The 15,007-nt window shown below is 61.0% G+C and carries 12 protein-coding genes and 1 pseudogene; 4 read left to right on the top strand and 9 right to left on the bottom strand.

All coding sequences use genetic code 11. From position 1 onward, the window contains the following. The first annotated feature begins 61 nt into the window (after positions 1-61). The 3 genes from QF039_RS22160 to QF039_RS22150 are packed head-to-tail and all read left to right on the top strand — an operon-like array spanning position 62 to position 1,693. Positions 62-742, top strand: a complete 681-nt coding sequence (locus tag QF039_RS22160) for a class I SAM-dependent methyltransferase (RefSeq protein WP_008433602.1) — start codon at positions 62-64, stop codon at positions 740-742. Between the two features lie 4 nt (positions 743-746). Further along, a complete protein-coding gene (locus tag QF039_RS22155) occupies positions 747-1,463 on the top strand; it encodes a lipopolysaccharide kinase InaA family protein (protein ID WP_023659223.1) in 717 nt (238 codons plus the stop codon). Further along, positions 1,463-1,693, top strand: coding sequence for a hypothetical protein (locus QF039_RS22150; protein ID WP_008433604.1), 231 nt, complete (start codon positions 1,463-1,465; stop codon positions 1,691-1,693). The genes QF039_RS22155 and QF039_RS22150 overlap by 1 nt, the downstream gene beginning before the upstream one ends. Before the next feature lie 643 nt (positions 1,694-2,336). Here the strand turns inward: QF039_RS22150 and QF039_RS22145 are convergent. The 4 genes from QF039_RS22145 to QF039_RS22130 form a co-directional block, all read right to left on the bottom strand. Beyond that, positions 2,337-3,889, bottom strand: a protein-coding gene (locus QF039_RS22145; RefSeq protein ID WP_307517254.1) for an IS3 family transposase whose coding sequence is annotated in 2 segments (ribosomal slippage) — positions 2,337-3,427 and positions 3,427-3,889 — 1,554 coding nt in all. Because the reading frame shifts where the segments join, the coding sequence is not laid out codon by codon here. Positions 3,890-4,261: 372 nt separating this feature from the next. Next, the gene (locus QF039_RS22140; RefSeq protein WP_087694475.1) at positions 4,262-5,359 is read right to left on the bottom strand and encodes a DUF1513 domain-containing protein; all 1,098 of its coding nucleotides are present in this window, start codon (positions 5,357-5,359) and stop codon (positions 4,262-4,264) included. 2 nt (positions 5,360-5,361) lie between these two features. Next, positions 5,362-6,426, bottom strand: a complete 1,065-nt coding sequence (locus QF039_RS22135) for an imelysin family protein (RefSeq protein WP_307520706.1) — start codon at positions 6,424-6,426, stop codon at positions 5,362-5,364. Positions 6,427-6,457: 31 nt separating this feature from the next. After that, positions 6,458-7,885, bottom strand: coding sequence for a di-heme oxidoredictase family protein (locus QF039_RS22130; protein WP_307520704.1), 1,428 nt, complete (start codon positions 7,883-7,885; stop codon positions 6,458-6,460). Between the two features lie 139 nt (positions 7,886-8,024). Between QF039_RS22130 and QF039_RS22125 the strand changes: the two genes are divergently transcribed. Next, on the top strand, positions 8,025-8,588 hold the full coding sequence (locus QF039_RS22125; protein ID WP_087694472.1) for an NAD(P)H nitroreductase: 564 nt from the start codon (positions 8,025-8,027) through the stop codon (positions 8,586-8,588). 149 nt (positions 8,589-8,737) lie between these two features. On the opposite strand, the gene QF039_RS33810 is transcribed toward QF039_RS22125, so the two are convergent. The 5 genes and pseudogenes from QF039_RS33810 to QF039_RS22105 form a co-directional block, all read right to left on the bottom strand. Further along, complete coding sequence (locus QF039_RS33810) at positions 8,738-9,493, bottom strand: methyl-accepting chemotaxis protein (RefSeq protein WP_371132077.1); 756 nt, start codon at positions 9,491-9,493, stop codon at positions 8,738-8,740. 102 nt (positions 9,494-9,595) lie between these two features. Beyond that, a pseudogene (locus QF039_RS33805) lies at positions 9,596-10,735 on the bottom strand (HAMP domain-containing protein); the annotation flags it as partial. 264 nt (positions 10,736-10,999) lie between these two features. Beyond that, positions 11,000-11,401 carry a YbaN family protein gene (locus tag QF039_RS22115; RefSeq protein WP_008435511.1) on the bottom strand — a complete coding sequence of 134 codons (402 nt, stop codon included), beginning with the start codon at positions 11,399-11,401 and terminating at the stop codon, positions 11,000-11,002. 170 nt (positions 11,402-11,571) lie between these two features. Next, the gene (locus QF039_RS22110) at positions 11,572-12,180 is read right to left on the bottom strand and encodes a biliverdin-producing heme oxygenase (protein ID WP_307520700.1); all 609 of its coding nucleotides are present in this window, start codon (positions 12,178-12,180) and stop codon (positions 11,572-11,574) included. Between the two features lie 132 nt (positions 12,181-12,312). Beyond that, positions 12,313-14,892, bottom strand: coding sequence for a TonB-dependent receptor (locus tag QF039_RS22105; protein WP_177019289.1), 2,580 nt, complete (start codon positions 14,890-14,892; stop codon positions 12,313-12,315). Between the last annotated feature and the right edge of the window lie 115 nt (positions 14,893-15,007).

Genomic DNA, 15,007 nt, shown 5'->3' with positions numbered 1-15,007 from the left:
TGACCTGTTGATCACAGGATTCTTTTTAAGGTTGTAGGCATCAGTAACTGGAGACCCGGTGATGCCTACCCCGATCAAGCTCGAATTTTCCGAAAAGTACGACGATCAGCACGCGCAGAATTATTTACTCAAACACCAGGACAATCTGGCTCGCCGGTTGTCCCACAAACGCGACGAGCAATTGGCCCGTGGTGCGCTGGCCATGGCCGGTGAGCCTGGCCTGGTGCTGGATTTGCCATGTGGTGCCGGGCGTTTCTGGCCGTTGCTGGCAGAAAAGCCCAACCGCGTGATCATCGGCGCCGACAACTCCGCGTCGATGTTGAAGATTGCCACCGTCGCCCAGCCGGCGGATGTGGTGAAACGGGTACGCCCCTTGCAAACGTCTGCCTTTGATATCGATTTGCCAGATAATGCGGTCGACAGTATTTTCTGCATGCGCTTGATGCACCACATTGGTGACCCCGAGCACAGGCTGGCAATACTGCGCGAATTTCAGCGTGTTACCCGTGACAGCGTGATTATCTCGTTGTGGGTGGATGGCAACTTCAAGGCGTGGAAGCGCAAGCGTGCCGAAGTGCGGCGTCGCAACAAGGGTGAGCAGGAAGGTTACCAAAATCGGTTTGTGTTACCGGCTGCTACTGTTGAGGCAGAGTTTGAGCAGGCCGGTTTCCGTGTTCAGGAATCTCTGGACTTCATACCGCTCTACGCCATGTGGCGAGTGTATGTATTGCGCAAGAGGTAACAGGATGGCTGTCGAGTGTTTACCAGGTAGTGAAGTAGCTCCCGAAGAGCGATTTGATTATTTCTGGCGCCAGCAGGGCGAGTGGGTCGAAGAGCCCAATCGTCGTCGTGGCGGTGAAAGTGGTGTGCAACGGGTAACGGGCACCAATGGGCGTTTGCTCTACAGCAAGCGCCAGACCGGTCATATCTACCGTAGTTGGCTTCATCCGTTTGGGCGCCCCACTGTGCTGCGTGAGCGTGACGCCCTGAAGGGCCTGCGCTTGCTGGATGTACGCGTACCGGAGTTGGTGTTCTGCGAGGCCCGTCGCGATCCTGAGCACCAATGGAAGGCGTTGTTGGTGACGGCGTCGCTGGACGGTTTCGACGAGATTGAAAACTGGTACGCCGCCGGTGGTCGTGAGCAGTATGGCGAGTTGGTGCATGAGCGTTTGCTCAAGGAACTCGCGGGTACGTTGGCGCGGATGCACAAGGGGCGTTGGCAGCATGGTTGCCTGTATATCAAGCATATCTTTGTGCGGGTGACGGGTGAGGGTGACGCGGCGAAGGTTGAGGTGGCGTTGCTGGATTTCGAGAAGTGCCGGCAGCGCTTGACCGCTTTGCGGGCGGCCCGGCATGACATGTTGCAGTTACGCCGCCATTCGTCGTGGAATGCTACGGACTGGCAAAAACTGAGCTACTTTTACGAGACGGCGTTTGGCAGCGCTATCAAGGGTTTAACGTAATGAAGCTAGAAATTGCACGAGGTTTGTTTCTGTTGGGGGCTTTGGGCATAGCTGCCCTGGCCCTGGCTGCCTGGGAGCAGCCCCGGACACAAGTTCTCAGTGCGGTGCAGGGTGTCGGGCAGCAATGCCCGATGCCGCGGATCGCCAAGGTCGGTGTCGCGGCCAAGCCTGATCATGAGTTGTTGTTGTTCATGTTCGGGATGTCCCAAGGGATGAGGCCACAGAGTTGAAGAGATTGAAGCCCAAATAAAAGGCCTCGCTAGTTCGAGGCCTTTTATTTGGGCTTGGGTTTTGGGTTGGTTGGTTGGTTGGTTGATCGAGTACATATCCGTTGCTGCGGTAACGGCGGCTTATGGTTCCGCTCTTACAGCGGGTCACTTTTGGCAAACGCCCCAAAAGTAACCAAAAGGTCTTTGCCCCACCACTCGGTGCCTCGCCTAGGCTCGGCATGCCCGCACTCCGGCACGGCTCCGCGGGCCGCCGCGACGGGCCATCCATGGCCCGGCGCGGCTAAATCGGCATCCTTGCCGATTTACCCGCTCCACCGTGCCTACTTGCGGCCATCGTGGTTGACGGGGCCCGCAGATCAAAATCAAAAGCAGATCAAAAGCAGAGCACAGCGGCCTACCGGCCGGCTTGAGTGTTTAACAGCCAGATCAAAAGCCAGAGCGAAAGCAGAGCTGCTTTTCTGTGGGAGCTGGCTTGCCTGCGATGCAGACACCTCGGTACATCAGGTACACCCAGTTGATGCCATCGCAGGCAAGCCAGCTCCCACATTTGACCGTGCTCAATTTAGCTTTTGATTTTGCTCTTCAACACTCAAGCCGGCCGGGAGCGGCGTTTTTCAAGGTAGTTGTCGCGTCCACCATCGTGCTACGCGACCTTGATGCTCACTGCCAGCTCCCTTTCGGGGTTCAGATATACCGTTCCGGCTGGCTTCCAGTTGCGTGTCTCACCAGACCAACGCTCCGGTCTCTTTTCTCTAGCTTGCCCGTAGATTGCATCGCGCCGGGCCAGGATTTCCCGGTCTTTTCCCTCGTGACGTTGAGCCGGTGTCACAAAACGGATTCGGCTATGACGATGCTCGGTGTTGTACCAGGTCATAAAGTCCCTCACCCAAACACGCGCATCATCCAGGCTGCTAAAACCATCTAGTGGCCACTGCGGGCAGTATTTCAGCGTCCTGAACAGTGATTCCGAATACGGGTTGTCATTGCTGACCCGCGGTCGACCACGAGATGGCGTGATGCCCAGATCGTACATCTTGGTCAGCAGCGTCACCGACTTCATCGGCGCGCCGTTGTCAGAGTGCAGCACCAGCGGCTGGCGCCAGCACTGTTCCCGGGTCACGCTTCGTTGCAGTAATACTGCTGCTTTTTCACCACTTTCTACGTCGTAAACTTCCCAGCCCACCGCCTTTCGGCTGTAGATATCTTCGATCAGGTAGAGGTAGTAAAACTTCCCTCGAACGGGTGACGGCAGGTACGTGATGTCCCACGACCACACCTGATTAGCGGCTGTCGCCGCATGAGTGGTGGGTGCCGGATGACGATGAGGTCGCTTGGCACGTGAACGACGATGTTGCTGGCCTGCGGCATGCAACACACGATAAAACGTCGCCTCTGAGGCTACATAACGCCCCTCGTCCGCCAGTTGTGGCACGATCTGACTCGGGGGCAGATGCGCGTAAGCCTTGCTGTTGCACAGCGCTACGATGGCCTGGCGCTCGGACTCGCTGAGCGCGTTGCTGGGCACGGGTCTTGAGGTTGTGGTACGCCCATCGGCCAGTATTTTTTCAGGCAAACTCCAGCGTTGCAGTGTCCGTAGCGAAATGCCGACCTCCAGACAAGCAGGCGCCCTGCGGGCGCCCGCCGCGATGGCTTCATTGAGCCAACCAACGAGTAAATACCGTTCTGGCAACAAGGTCAGTTGCCCTCGTCGTCGCTCCCCCAGTAGGCATTGAGCTTTTTTCGCAACACCAGTAACGCCGCTGTCTCAGCCAATGCCGCATCCTTGCGCCGCAGTTCGCGCTCAAGCTCGCGGATACGGTTTTTATCGTTCTTCGACTGGCCGGTGTTTACATTTTTAACCTTTGTTTGCTGGGTGCTACTGGCGATAAATGCATTGCGCCAATCAGTGATTTGCTCAGGAAAAATCCCTTTTCGCCGGCAGTACTCACCCAGTTCCAGCTCTGACAGAGCTGCTGTTTCTATGATGACCGCCATTTTGGATTCGGCTGACCAATTCTCAACAGGTTGTTTGGTGTCGGACAATTGCGTTCCTCTGGCAGCGGCTTGCTTGCGCCAATAATGGAGAGACATATCGCTGCAACCTTCGCGGCGAGCGACCTCCGCCGCCGAGAGGCTCAGGGGCGGAAGCATCATTTTTAGCAGCGCAGCTTTGCGCTCTTCTGAGTAGAAAGGCATGACCATACTCTTGCCGCCCCCGGAATGTTTTTAAAAAAGTGGGGGCACGACAACTACCCTGACACCGGGGGGGAGGCCGCTGTGCTTTTGCTTTTGATCTTGATCTTAGGCGCCCCGTTAAACCACGCTGGCCGAACGCAGGCTTTGGAGCGTGGGTAACCCGGCAGGACGCCGGGTTAGCCGCGCTGGGCCATGGATGGCCCATCGCGGCGGCCCACGGTCCAAAGCCGGAGTGAGGGCACACCGAGCCTAAGCGAGGTGCCGAGTGGTGGGGCAAGAGCGTTTTGCTTACTTTTGCGCTCTTCAAAAGTGAGCCGCTGTAAGAGCGGAACCATAAGCCGCCGTTACCGCAGCAACGGATATGCCCCCCAATCAAACCAGATGCAGATGGTTATCCCAGAGCCCCGCCGGCAACTCCAGCGGCTTGCCCACCAACGGCACCTGCCGACAATCATAAAACCGGCAACGGCCCTGCCCGGAAGTCACCACAAACCCGTCAGCCACCGCACCCACCCCGGCACAATCCGGCAACGGCCCGTCCAGCAGCAACTGCGCGCTGTCCATGTTCCAGATAAAGAATCGATTCCCCCGTGGCGCCGTCAACGCCACCAGCCGCAACTCGCTGTGCACCGCCACACTGGCCGTGTAGTGCCCCATGGCCTGCAATTGCTCATCCGCCACCGGAAACGCCACAAACGCCTGCCCCGGCCGCTTGATCGCCAGCAACTCCGACCGCTCATGGGAGGGCCCCATGAATTGCTGCCCCGCGAGGATCGTCCCGTCGCTGGCAATCCCCATATGCCGCACACTGTTCATCTGCTGGCCCAGGGTCTCCTTGCTCAACAGCGTACCGTCGCGTTTCATCAGGACCAGGCTCGGCTCCATGGCATTCAGGTTCATCTCCACCCGGCTCTCAGCCTCAGTGCGAATCCCGCCGTTAGCCACCACCAGCGTCTCGCCATCAGGCATCCACGACACCTGGTGCGGCCCGATCCCATGGGTAGAAATCTCCCCGGTGTGCACCAGCCGCTCACCCTCGAACCGGTACACACCCAGCAAACCGCGACCCGGGTCAGACGTGTCGTTCTCTGTGGCATACAACCACTCGCCATCCTTGTGCACCACCGCATGCCCGTAAAAGTGGCGATTGGCCTTGGAGGTGATGGTTTGCAGCAGCGCCCCGTCCCGCAAGTCGATCAGGTAACTCTCGGTGCCCGGCCGGCGGGCGACAAACAGCGCAATCGGCAGCGTCGGGTGGTTGATGATGTCGTGGCAGCGCTGGCCGACCTCGGTGGCAAATACCTGCTTGCCGTCCAGGCGAAAGCCGACGGCGTAGTGCCTGCCATCACTGTCATCCCGCGCCGAGAGCAGCAGCGGGCTTTTGCCCTTCTGCTTGAACAGCGTCCAGCCGCCCAAAGTGATCGCACTGAGCAGCACGCTGCCGAGGGCCAAAGCCTGTCGCCTGAGCATCATCAGTCACCGTCGTTGGCGTTAAAGCCCAGTTGGATGCCCAGCGCCTTGGCTAGCTCGCCTTCGTGCAGGCGGTGGACCACGTTGAGGCTGTCGTAGATATCGTTGAGTTGCTGGCGCCCGGCATCGTCGGCCAGCATTTCATTCAGCGTACGCTGGTTGCTGGCGAAGAGTTTCAGGGAGGCGGCATACGCGGCGTCGATCTTGTCAGCCAGGGGCTTTTGATCGGCAGGCAATAGGCCGCGCAGGCCTTTGTTGTCGACGCCGACCCAGACGGTCTGGGCGGCAGCCAGGCTGGCTTCCAGGCTTTGCAGGGACGACTGGCTGCGCCACGCATCGGCCTGGAACGGTTGCGGGATGCCCTTGGTCTGGCGGCCCATCGGGGTGCCGAGTTTTTTCTTCAGGGTGTCCAGTGCAGTCACTTGTACCCGCAGCAGGTCAGCAATGGCTTCGTGGGAATCGGCGTAGCGTTGGTTAGGAAACTTGGTCATCTGCGCCAGCATGCCGTCGGTGCTGTTCCAGCTCGACAGGATCTCTTCGGCCAGCAGTTTCTGGCGCTCGCCGATGGCTACCAGCAACGGGCAGTAGCGGGCTTTTTGCGTCTCGTCCGCCAGATCGGTCTTGGCGTCGTAGAGGATGTATTCGTAGGCCGACAGGCCCTGCACCACGACGCTGGATTTGGCCAGGGCGGCGGCGCCGATCTGTGGTTGGGCGGTCACCAGTTGCTCGACTTGACGACCCACCAGGTTTTTCTTGTCCGGCCAGAACTGCACCTGCCACGAGCGGTTGCCCTCGGCCAGCGGGCCGATCAGCAGCGGTTGCAACTCGGCCCAGGCCTTTTGCGCGTGCAGGAAGTCGGCGCGGGCGGTCTCCAGGCTTTCCTTGCCCTGGCAGTAGGCCAGGGCGCTGACGGCCAGTTGGCGGTCGGCTTCAACCCAGCGGCTGTAGGTCGGCAGGATCACTTGCTTGGCGATGGCCGCCGAGGTCACCGCTTGCGGGTCCTGGGGCGAGCACGCACCGAGGGCGAGGGCGGCCAGGCTGGTGAACAACAACTTGGGACGGAACATGTCGAGCTCCCTTCTGTAATTAGGACAAAGCTTATAAAGAATTCAGAAATGCCAGCAACGCGGCGCGCTGCTCGGCATTGAACGACAACACATGCTGCTGCGCCGCCTGGGCTTCACCGCCGTGCCACAGCACGGCCTCCATCAGGTTGCGGGCGCGGCCGTCATGCAAGAACTGAGTGTGGCCACTGACGGCTTGCGTCAGGCCAATGCCCCACAACGGCGGCGTACGCCAGTCGCGGCCACTGGCCTTGAATTCGCTGCGGTTGTCGGCGAGGCCGTCGCCCATGTCGTGCAGCAGCAAGTCGCTGTAGGGACGAATCACCTGGTTAGCCAATTCAGGTTCGGCGGCGGTGGGCGCCGTGGTGAATTGTGGGGTGTGACAGCCCTGGCAACCGGCCTGGTAGAACAGGTTTTTCCCGGCCAGCACTTGCGGTGCGTTGACGTCGCGGCGGGCGGGGACGGCCAGGTTGCGGGTGTAGAACAGCACCAGGCGCAGGATATTGTCGCTGACCTCAGGCTCGCCGTCCGGGCCATTGCCGTTGGGCGCCTGTTTGCAGGCCACTTGTGCATCGGTGCAGTCATCGAACGGTCTCAGGGAGGTGGTCAGGCCCATATCACCAGAGAACGCGTGAACATTTTGTTGATTGAGGTTCGGTTGCCCGGCTTTCCAGCCAAATCGACCGAGCACGGTCTTGTGTTGCGCGTCGTCCCAGACCCAATTCGCCCGCCCGACAATGGCTTCCTTGTCGGCGGTTTTCGGGTCGGTGTTGCGCAGGATGTCGGCGTCGGGGATCGCTTCGAGCAGCCCCAGGCCGATCATCGGCGGAGCAACCCGCGCCGAGAAGCGCGTGTCGGGGTGCATCGGCCCATAACCGAGCTGGGTGATTTGCAGGGCCGGCTTGCGCAGTTCGACCACGGTGCCGTCCTTGAAGCGGACGTTGACCGGTGTGTAGTCGACCCGCACCTTGCCCTCCGGGGCGACGCCGGGCACGGCCATGTCCTGCAATTGCCCACCGTAGACCGGCTCGGGGACTACACCCAGTTGCTCGATGACCTTCGTATAGGGCGGCGCATCGGGAATCGACAGGCGTACCAGCATCGACACCGCGTTGGGCGCGTCGGGCAATGGCGGATGCCCACGGCCATCCTTGATATGGCAGTTCTGGCAGGCATTGGTATTGAACAGCGGCCCCAGCCCGTCGCGGGCAGTGGTGGTGGACGGGGCAATTACCCAGGGGCTGCGAAAGAAACTGTTGCCGACGCTGAAGTCCAGGCGCCGGGTGGGCGACAGGTTGGCCGAGGGCAGGGAGAAGGCGTTCTGGTCGGTCTTCCTCACCGTGGTCGCGCCACCGGCACGCGCTTCACCAGGCTCGGCCTTGGTGAATCGCGGGGCGTCATCGCAGGCACTCAGGCTCAAGGCCATCAACAGTGCAGGCAGGCGAAGGGGCGAACGGGACATCAGTCTTCCTGAACGTAGGCTGAAAATAAGGCCGCAAAGTCTAACAGGGCAGGGCGGATTGAATAAGAGCAATTATCGTTTGGTGGTATCCGATTCATTCCCGCTAGAATGACCGCACATTTTTCTCTGGAGGTGGCCAATGCAGGCTCTCGACGCTTTGCTCAACCGTGTTTCCGTGCCGCGACTGCTGGACCCGGCACCGACCCAGGAGCAGCGCGACCTGCTGTTCGCCGCTGCCATGCGCGCGCCCGACCACGGCCAGCTGCGGCCTTGGCGCTTCCTGACGGTGGAAGGTGCGGCACGTGAGCGCATGGGCACCCTGCTGGCCGAAGCCGCCCGCCTGCAGGACGCCGACGCGCCCCAGGCCGTGATCGACAAGGCGCAGAACGGCCCGCTGCGGGCGCCGTTGGTGGTGGTGGTGATTGCCCGCCTGCAGGAACATTTCAAAGTGCCAAAATCCGAGCAGCTGCTGGCGGCGGCCTGTGCGGCCCACGGGATTCTGCTGGCGGCGTACGCCCAGGGGATCGGCGCGGTGTGGCGCACCGGTGAGTTGTCGTACTCGGCCCATGTCGCCAAAGGCCTTGGGCTGAAGGCGGATGAGGAAGTGATTGGCTTCCTCTACCTGGGCACCCCACAGAACCCGCCGCGTACGGCCCCGAAAGAAGACCTGGCGCCGTTTGTGGCAGCCTGGACGGGTCAATAAGGCACCGCGACTCTAAATGTGGACGGGCTTGTGTGGGAGCGGGCTTGCTCGCGAATGCGGTGTGTCAGTCAATACATGTACCGACTGATCCACCGCGTTCGCGAGCAAGCCCGCTCCCACATTGGGTGTTCACTGGTTTCAAGCCCGGGTCAAACCCGAAACTGATCCATCAGCTTCATCTGCTGGCTGGCCAGGGCGTTGAGCTGGCTGCTGATGGCCGCCGATTCGGTGGCCTGGCCGGTCAGGGTTTCGGTCACTGTGCGGATTGCCGAGACATTGCGGTTGACCTCTTCGGCCACCGCACTCTGCTGCTCGGCAGCGCTGGCGATTTGCAGGTTCATGTCGCTGATCACCGTCACTGCATCGCTGATCTTGCCCAGGGCCTGTACTGCCTGATGAATCTGCCCGGCGTTGTTCTGCGCCTGGCTCTGGCTCGAATGCATGGTCGCCACCACTCCACGGGTGCCAGTCTGGATGCGTTCGATCACCAGGCGAATCTCCTCCACCGAGTCCTGGGTACGCTTGGCCAGGTTGCGCACCTCGTCGGCCACCACCGCAAAACCGCGCCCGCTTTCCCCGGCTCGCGCCGCTTCAATCGCAGCGTTCAGGGCCAGCAGGTTGGTCTGTTCGGCGATGCTGCGGATCACTTCCAGTACCGAACCGATCTGCTCGCTGTTCACCGCCAGGGCTTCGACTTCGGTCACGGCCTTGCTCACTTCTTCGGCCAGGGTGGTGATGTCGCGGGTGCTGCGTTCAATGATCTGCATGCCTTCGCGGGCTGACTGGTCGGCGCCGCGGGCCGCGCTGGCGGCGTTGGAGGCGCTGTTGGCCACGTCGTGGGCGGTGGCGCTCATTTCATTCGAGGCGGTGGCCACCTGGTCGATCTCACGGAACTGCACCTGCATGCCTTCGCTGGTCTGGCGCGCGATTGCCGAGGACTGGTCGGCGGTGCCACGGGCTTCGGTGATGCTTTGCTTGATCTGCGCGATGGTCGGCTGCAGCTTGTCGAGGAAGCGGTTGAACCAGTTCACCAGTTCCCCCAGTTCATCTTTTTTACCGTAGGCCAGGCGCTGGGTGAGGTCACCGTCGCCGCTGGCGATTTCCTTGAGCATGGCGGCTACGCTGTTGATCGGCCGGGTCACGCCGGTGGCAGCCAGCCAGATCAGCAACAGTCCCAGGAGGCCGGCGGCTGCGCCTACCAGCAACGCCTTGAAAGTGTCGCTGGCCTGGGCGTTGTCGAGCACGGCCTGGAGTTTGTGGGCGTCTGCTAACAGCACCTGTTTGGGCAGCTTGATTACGATGCCCCAGGATTTGGCGTCGGCAATCGGCTTGACCGGGTACACCGCGCGGATTGTGTTGTCTTCCTCGCGGATCTTGCGGGTATCGCTGGCCAACAGCTGCACGATTTCCTTGCCTTCGGCGCCAAGGGTGTCGATCAGGTTTTTGCCGACTTTGGCGGGTTCACCGCTGTAGCCGGCGATCAGCCCGGTGCTGGAGATGATCTCCAGGTGCCCGGCGCCGTCGAACAGCTCTTTCTGCACCGCGTCGGTCGCGGCTTGCAGGGTGTTGAGGGCGAGGTCGACACCCACCACGCCGATCACTTTGCCGTCGACCAGCAGCGGCAGGGAAATGGTGGTCATCAACACCGGCTTGCCGGCTACGGTGTCTTCATACGGGTCCAGCAGGCAGGTGTTTTTTGTGTCTCGTGGGCAGGTGTACCAGATGTTGTATGGCGTGCCGCTGAGGTTGAGGCTGGTCTTGGTCAGGTCATCCTCGACCATCACGGTGTTCAGGCCTTCACCGCCGGCGCGGCTCCAGTAGCTGGAAAAGCGGCCTTTTTCGTTGGACACACGGGCGGCATCATTGACGAATTCACTGTCTTTGCCATCGAGAGCGTTGGGCTCGAATGACAGCCAGATGCCGAGCACCTTGGTGTTGCGGTCGAAGGCGGTTTTCAGGCTGTGGTTGAGTTCTTCACGCAAGGCCCCGGCATCCAGCGAGCGCTTGGCGGCCAGAGTGCGCAGGTCCTTGATCTGGTCTGCCAGGGCCGTCACCACCAACAGGCTTTCACCGAAGGTCTTTTGCAGTTGCACTGCTTGTTCGGCGGCCTTGGCCTGCAGCAGGTTCTGCACACTGTCGGTGAGCATTCGCGAGCTTGAATCGCTGATGAGTTCGTCGTTCTGGTTGGTCTGGTACAGGTTCATGCCGACCACCAGGGCGATCACCCCCAGCAGGCACAGACCGGACAACAGCACGATTTTCAAGCGAATGGAGAGGGTGTCGAACATAGAAGTACCCGCGAATGGACTTATTAGTATGCAAGCTCACGCGAGTCCATTCGGCGCTATGCCCGGAACATCGGCTTGGGCCGGCAGTTCATGAGCGGGAGCCGATGAGCGGTAGTCAGGGCGTCAGGTGGGTTGCGGGAGACGTTCCGGTCGCGACCAGATCCACAGGTTGCCCATGCTCATTCCGGCGATGGCCAGGTAGATCGGCCAGCCGTGGTCAAGCATCACCAGCATCAGGCCGGCGCACAGCAGCATGCTCACGGTGGCGCTGACTTTGGCCCGGCGGGCGATGATCTTGCCATTGCGCCAATTGAACAGGATCGGCCCGAACAGCCGGTGGTTTTCCAGCCAGGCACTCAGGCGCGGCGAGCTTTTGGTGGCGGCCCAGGCGGCCAGCAGGATGAATTCGGTGGTGGGCAAGCCCGGTACCACAATCGCAATCAAGCCGATGCCCAGGCTGACGTAGGCCAGCAGGCCGAACAGGACGCGGGCGATTTTGGATGAGGATTGGGTTTTGCCGGTCATGGGTGCGGTTTGCATGGATGGATTTACGAAGGATTCAAATTGAAACCGGATCAAAATGTGGGAGCGGGCTTGCTCGCGAATGCGGTGGTTCAGTCACCAGATATATTGACTGATCCACCGCATTCGCGAGCAAGCCCGCTCCCACATTTGATTGCATTCCAATCAGGGAATCAGGCCAGCTCAGGGGCGCTAGCGTACGCCTGTTCCAGCAACACGGTGAAGCGTACGAACGCATCAATCGCGCCTTTCTCCACTTCGGCTTCTTCTTCAGCGGTGAATTCCAGTGCGTCGAGGGTGCGGGTGAAGCGCTTCCAGCCTTCAGCGCGCCCCCCCGCCGGCTCGCCCAGGTGACGGGCACCGAAGGTTTCGCTCAGGCCCAGACCCACGGCGCGCTTGATCAGGAACGCGGCGCCCAGCTTGGAACCTTCGGACACGAACAGCCACCCCAGGGCTTCGGCCTTGCTCGGGTTTTTCACCGCGCCGACGACCGGGGCCGGTACTTCGGTGTCCAGGTCGCCCAGGTCCAGCTTGGCTGCTTCGGCACGACAGCGTTCGGCGAGGTCAGGGACGATCTTGATCAACTCGGCATCGTTGTACAGCGCCACCAGCTCCGACTGGAACAGGTATTGCGCGACCACGAAGCGGGCGAAGTTGGCCTGGGTTTCAAACGGTGCATGGGCCTTCACCAACGCATCGAGCTTGGTGTGCGGTTCGTTGGTGATCTGGTTCAGGCGCTGGGAGCGCAGGGCTGCACGTTCTGCGGTAGGGGAGGCGGTCATCGGGGAGTCCTTGAGAAGAGAAAGCGTCTGGTTGCCAGGCTGTTATGAACTAGACGAACCAGAAGACGCGTCACAGTAAAAAATCCTCACCCCGGCGCGGATTAAATTGTGCCGGGGGTGAGGCTCCATGGATCAGATGTCCCAGATCAGGTTGATCGCAAAGTTGCGGCCCGGCTGGGTCAGGCGGTCGAGGTTGGCCGGGCCGGTCACACCGGCTTCGCCGACGCTGTCGTAGCTGCGCACGTCATCCCAGTTCCAGTATTTCTTGTCCGTCAGGTTGTACAGGCCGCCGTTGATGGTCACGTCGTTGGTGACCTTGTAGAAGCCGGTCAGGTCGACGATGCCGAAACCCGGGGTCTTGAACGGGCCGTTGGCGCTGTTGCCGTCAGGGGCGAAGAAGGTGGTGCTGTCGACGCGGTCCTGTTTCTTGACCAGGGTCCAGCTGACCAGGGCACCGTAGTTTTGCTGGTCATAGCCCAGGCCGAACACGCCCTTGAGCGGGTTGACGCTGTTCAACGGTTCGCCGTTGTCGTCATTGCGCCCGTAGGTGTAGGCAATCGAGCCTTGGGTATACAGGCCCTGCGGTGCGCCGAATGCGTCGAGGCTCAAGCGGCCCTTGGCCTCCACGCCCTTGATGGTGGCGTGCTTGATGTTGTTGGCTTCGAACTGCTGGACGGTGCCACCGGCAACCGAGGCATCTTCGTCGATGAAATCACGGTACTTGTTGTAGTACACCGCCACATCAAACGAGCCCGAGTCGAAGTTGCCGCGAATCCCGGTTTCGACACCCCGGCTGCTTTCCGGCTTGAGGTCCGGGTTGGGTTCGACGGTGTAGCCCTGCTGCAGGTTTTCAAAGCGGCCATACAAGGCCTTGGCCGATGGCGTGCGATAGCCTTCGGCGTATTGGCCGAACCAGGTGTATTGCTCGGTCAGGGCATAAGTGATGCCGAATTTTGGCGTTACACGGTGCCAGTTCTTTTCCGAATCGCTGTGGTCGTAGATGCGTGTCGGGTCAACGGTATTGAGGAATTCCTGGGTCAGCTTGGGTTTGAGCTGGATGTAGTCGTACCGTACGCTGGGCAGGAAGGTCCACTTGTCCCAGGCAATCTGGTCCTGGGCAAACAGCGCGTAGGAGTTGATGGTCGGGTCGGGGAAGTCGCTGGCTTTTTTCACGCTGTCGGCGGCCGACGGGCTTGGTGCACCGATGGCGGTGCAGCCTGCGCCGACCGCCAGGCAGGTCGCGGCGCCTTCACGGGAACCGGTGACTTTCTGCTGTTTGAGGGTGGTGCCGTAGGTCACGACATGGTCGGTTTCGCCGATGCTGAAAGCCTTGTCCAACTGCGCGTCGAATACCCACTGCTTCTCTTCGTACAGGGTCTCGCGGGTGCGCAATACCTTGCGCGATGGCTGGTAGATTTCTGCGGTGGTCTGGTCGGTCTTGGCGATCTGGTAGTTGAGGCTGGTCTTGATGTGATCGGCAATCGGCGAGTCGAGGGCGAACTTGTTTTCGATGCCGAAGCGTTCGCGGGTGATGGTGTCGTTGCCCGTGCGGCCGCGGTAGAAGTTGAAGCCCTGGCCACCGACAAACGGGCCACCCACTGCGTTTTTCAGGTTGGTGTCGCGATCGTCCTTGAACTTCTCGTAGGTCAGGCCCAGGCGGTTGTCTTCGCCGTAGTTCCAACCCAGTTTGGCCAGCACGTTGGTGGTGCGCGCATCTTCCGGGTTGGCGCCGGTGCGGGCCAGGCCGGTGGCGTTATTGCCGTCGTAGGATTCCATCTCGTGACCGTTGCGCTGGCTCAGGTGCAGCAAGCCGTCGAAGTCCTGCACGCGACCGGCGACGGTGCCGGAGGTCAGCCAGCTCTCGTCGGCGGAGCTGTAGCCGGTCTTCAGGCGTGCGCCGTAGTCCTGGCCGGGCTTGATGATGTCGTTGGGGTCGAGGGTGAAATAGCTCACCGCGCCGCCGATGGCGCTGCTGCCGTACAAGGCCGAGGCCGGGCCGCGCAGGATTTCCACGCGCTTGACGATTTCCGGGTCGACGTAGTTGCGGCGGGTCTTGGCGTAGGGGCCGTTGAAGAAGTTGTCCGGCACCTCGACGCCGTCCACCTGGGTCAGGATGCGGTCGCCGTCGATCCCGCGAATGTTGTAGCCGGCATTGCCGGAGCGGGTGCCGGCACCGCCCACCGAAACACCTGGCTCATAACGCACCAGTTCGCGGATGGTGTTGACGTTCTGGCGGTCCAGTTCTTCGCGGTCGTGCACGGTCACGGTGCTGGGCACGCTGTCCACGGCCTGTTCCTGGCGGGTGGCACTGATGGTCATCTGTTGCAAGGTGATGGCGCCGACGGCGACGCGTTTTTCCAGCACGATGTTGTTGTTGCCCAGTTTGCGATAACCCAGGTTGGTCCCCACCAACAGCCGGTCCAGGGCTTTATCCGCCGGCAATGAGCCGCGCACGCCAGGGGACGACACACCCTGGCCCAGTTCTGCCGGCAGGCCGACTTGCCAGCCGGTCACCGCGGTGAAGGCGTTCAGCGCCGAGACCAGGGATTGCTGCTCGATGCTGAAGCTGTAATTGCCCTGGCTGCGGCTGGCAGGCTCGGCGGCGGTGGCGGCCATGACGGGCGCACCGGCCAACAGGATTGCGGCCGTCAGCAGCGACAAGCCCTGGCGGCGAACGGGCGAAGAGGACCGGCGGTTGAAACGAGACGACATCGAGAGCGCTCCGGAAGGTACGAATCTTATAGTTGCGCACTGAATCAAATAGGAATCAGTTGCATTGGCTATAACGAGACGTATCGTCGCTGGCTATCGAGTAAAAATAATTCTC

The organism is Pseudomonas sp. W2I6 (assembly GCF_030815935.1).
Taxonomy (GTDB): domain Bacteria; phylum Pseudomonadota; class Gammaproteobacteria; order Pseudomonadales; family Pseudomonadaceae; genus Aquipseudomonas.
Note: the sequence above shows the minus strand (reverse complement) of the source record. Positions and strands in the feature narration are given on the sequence as shown.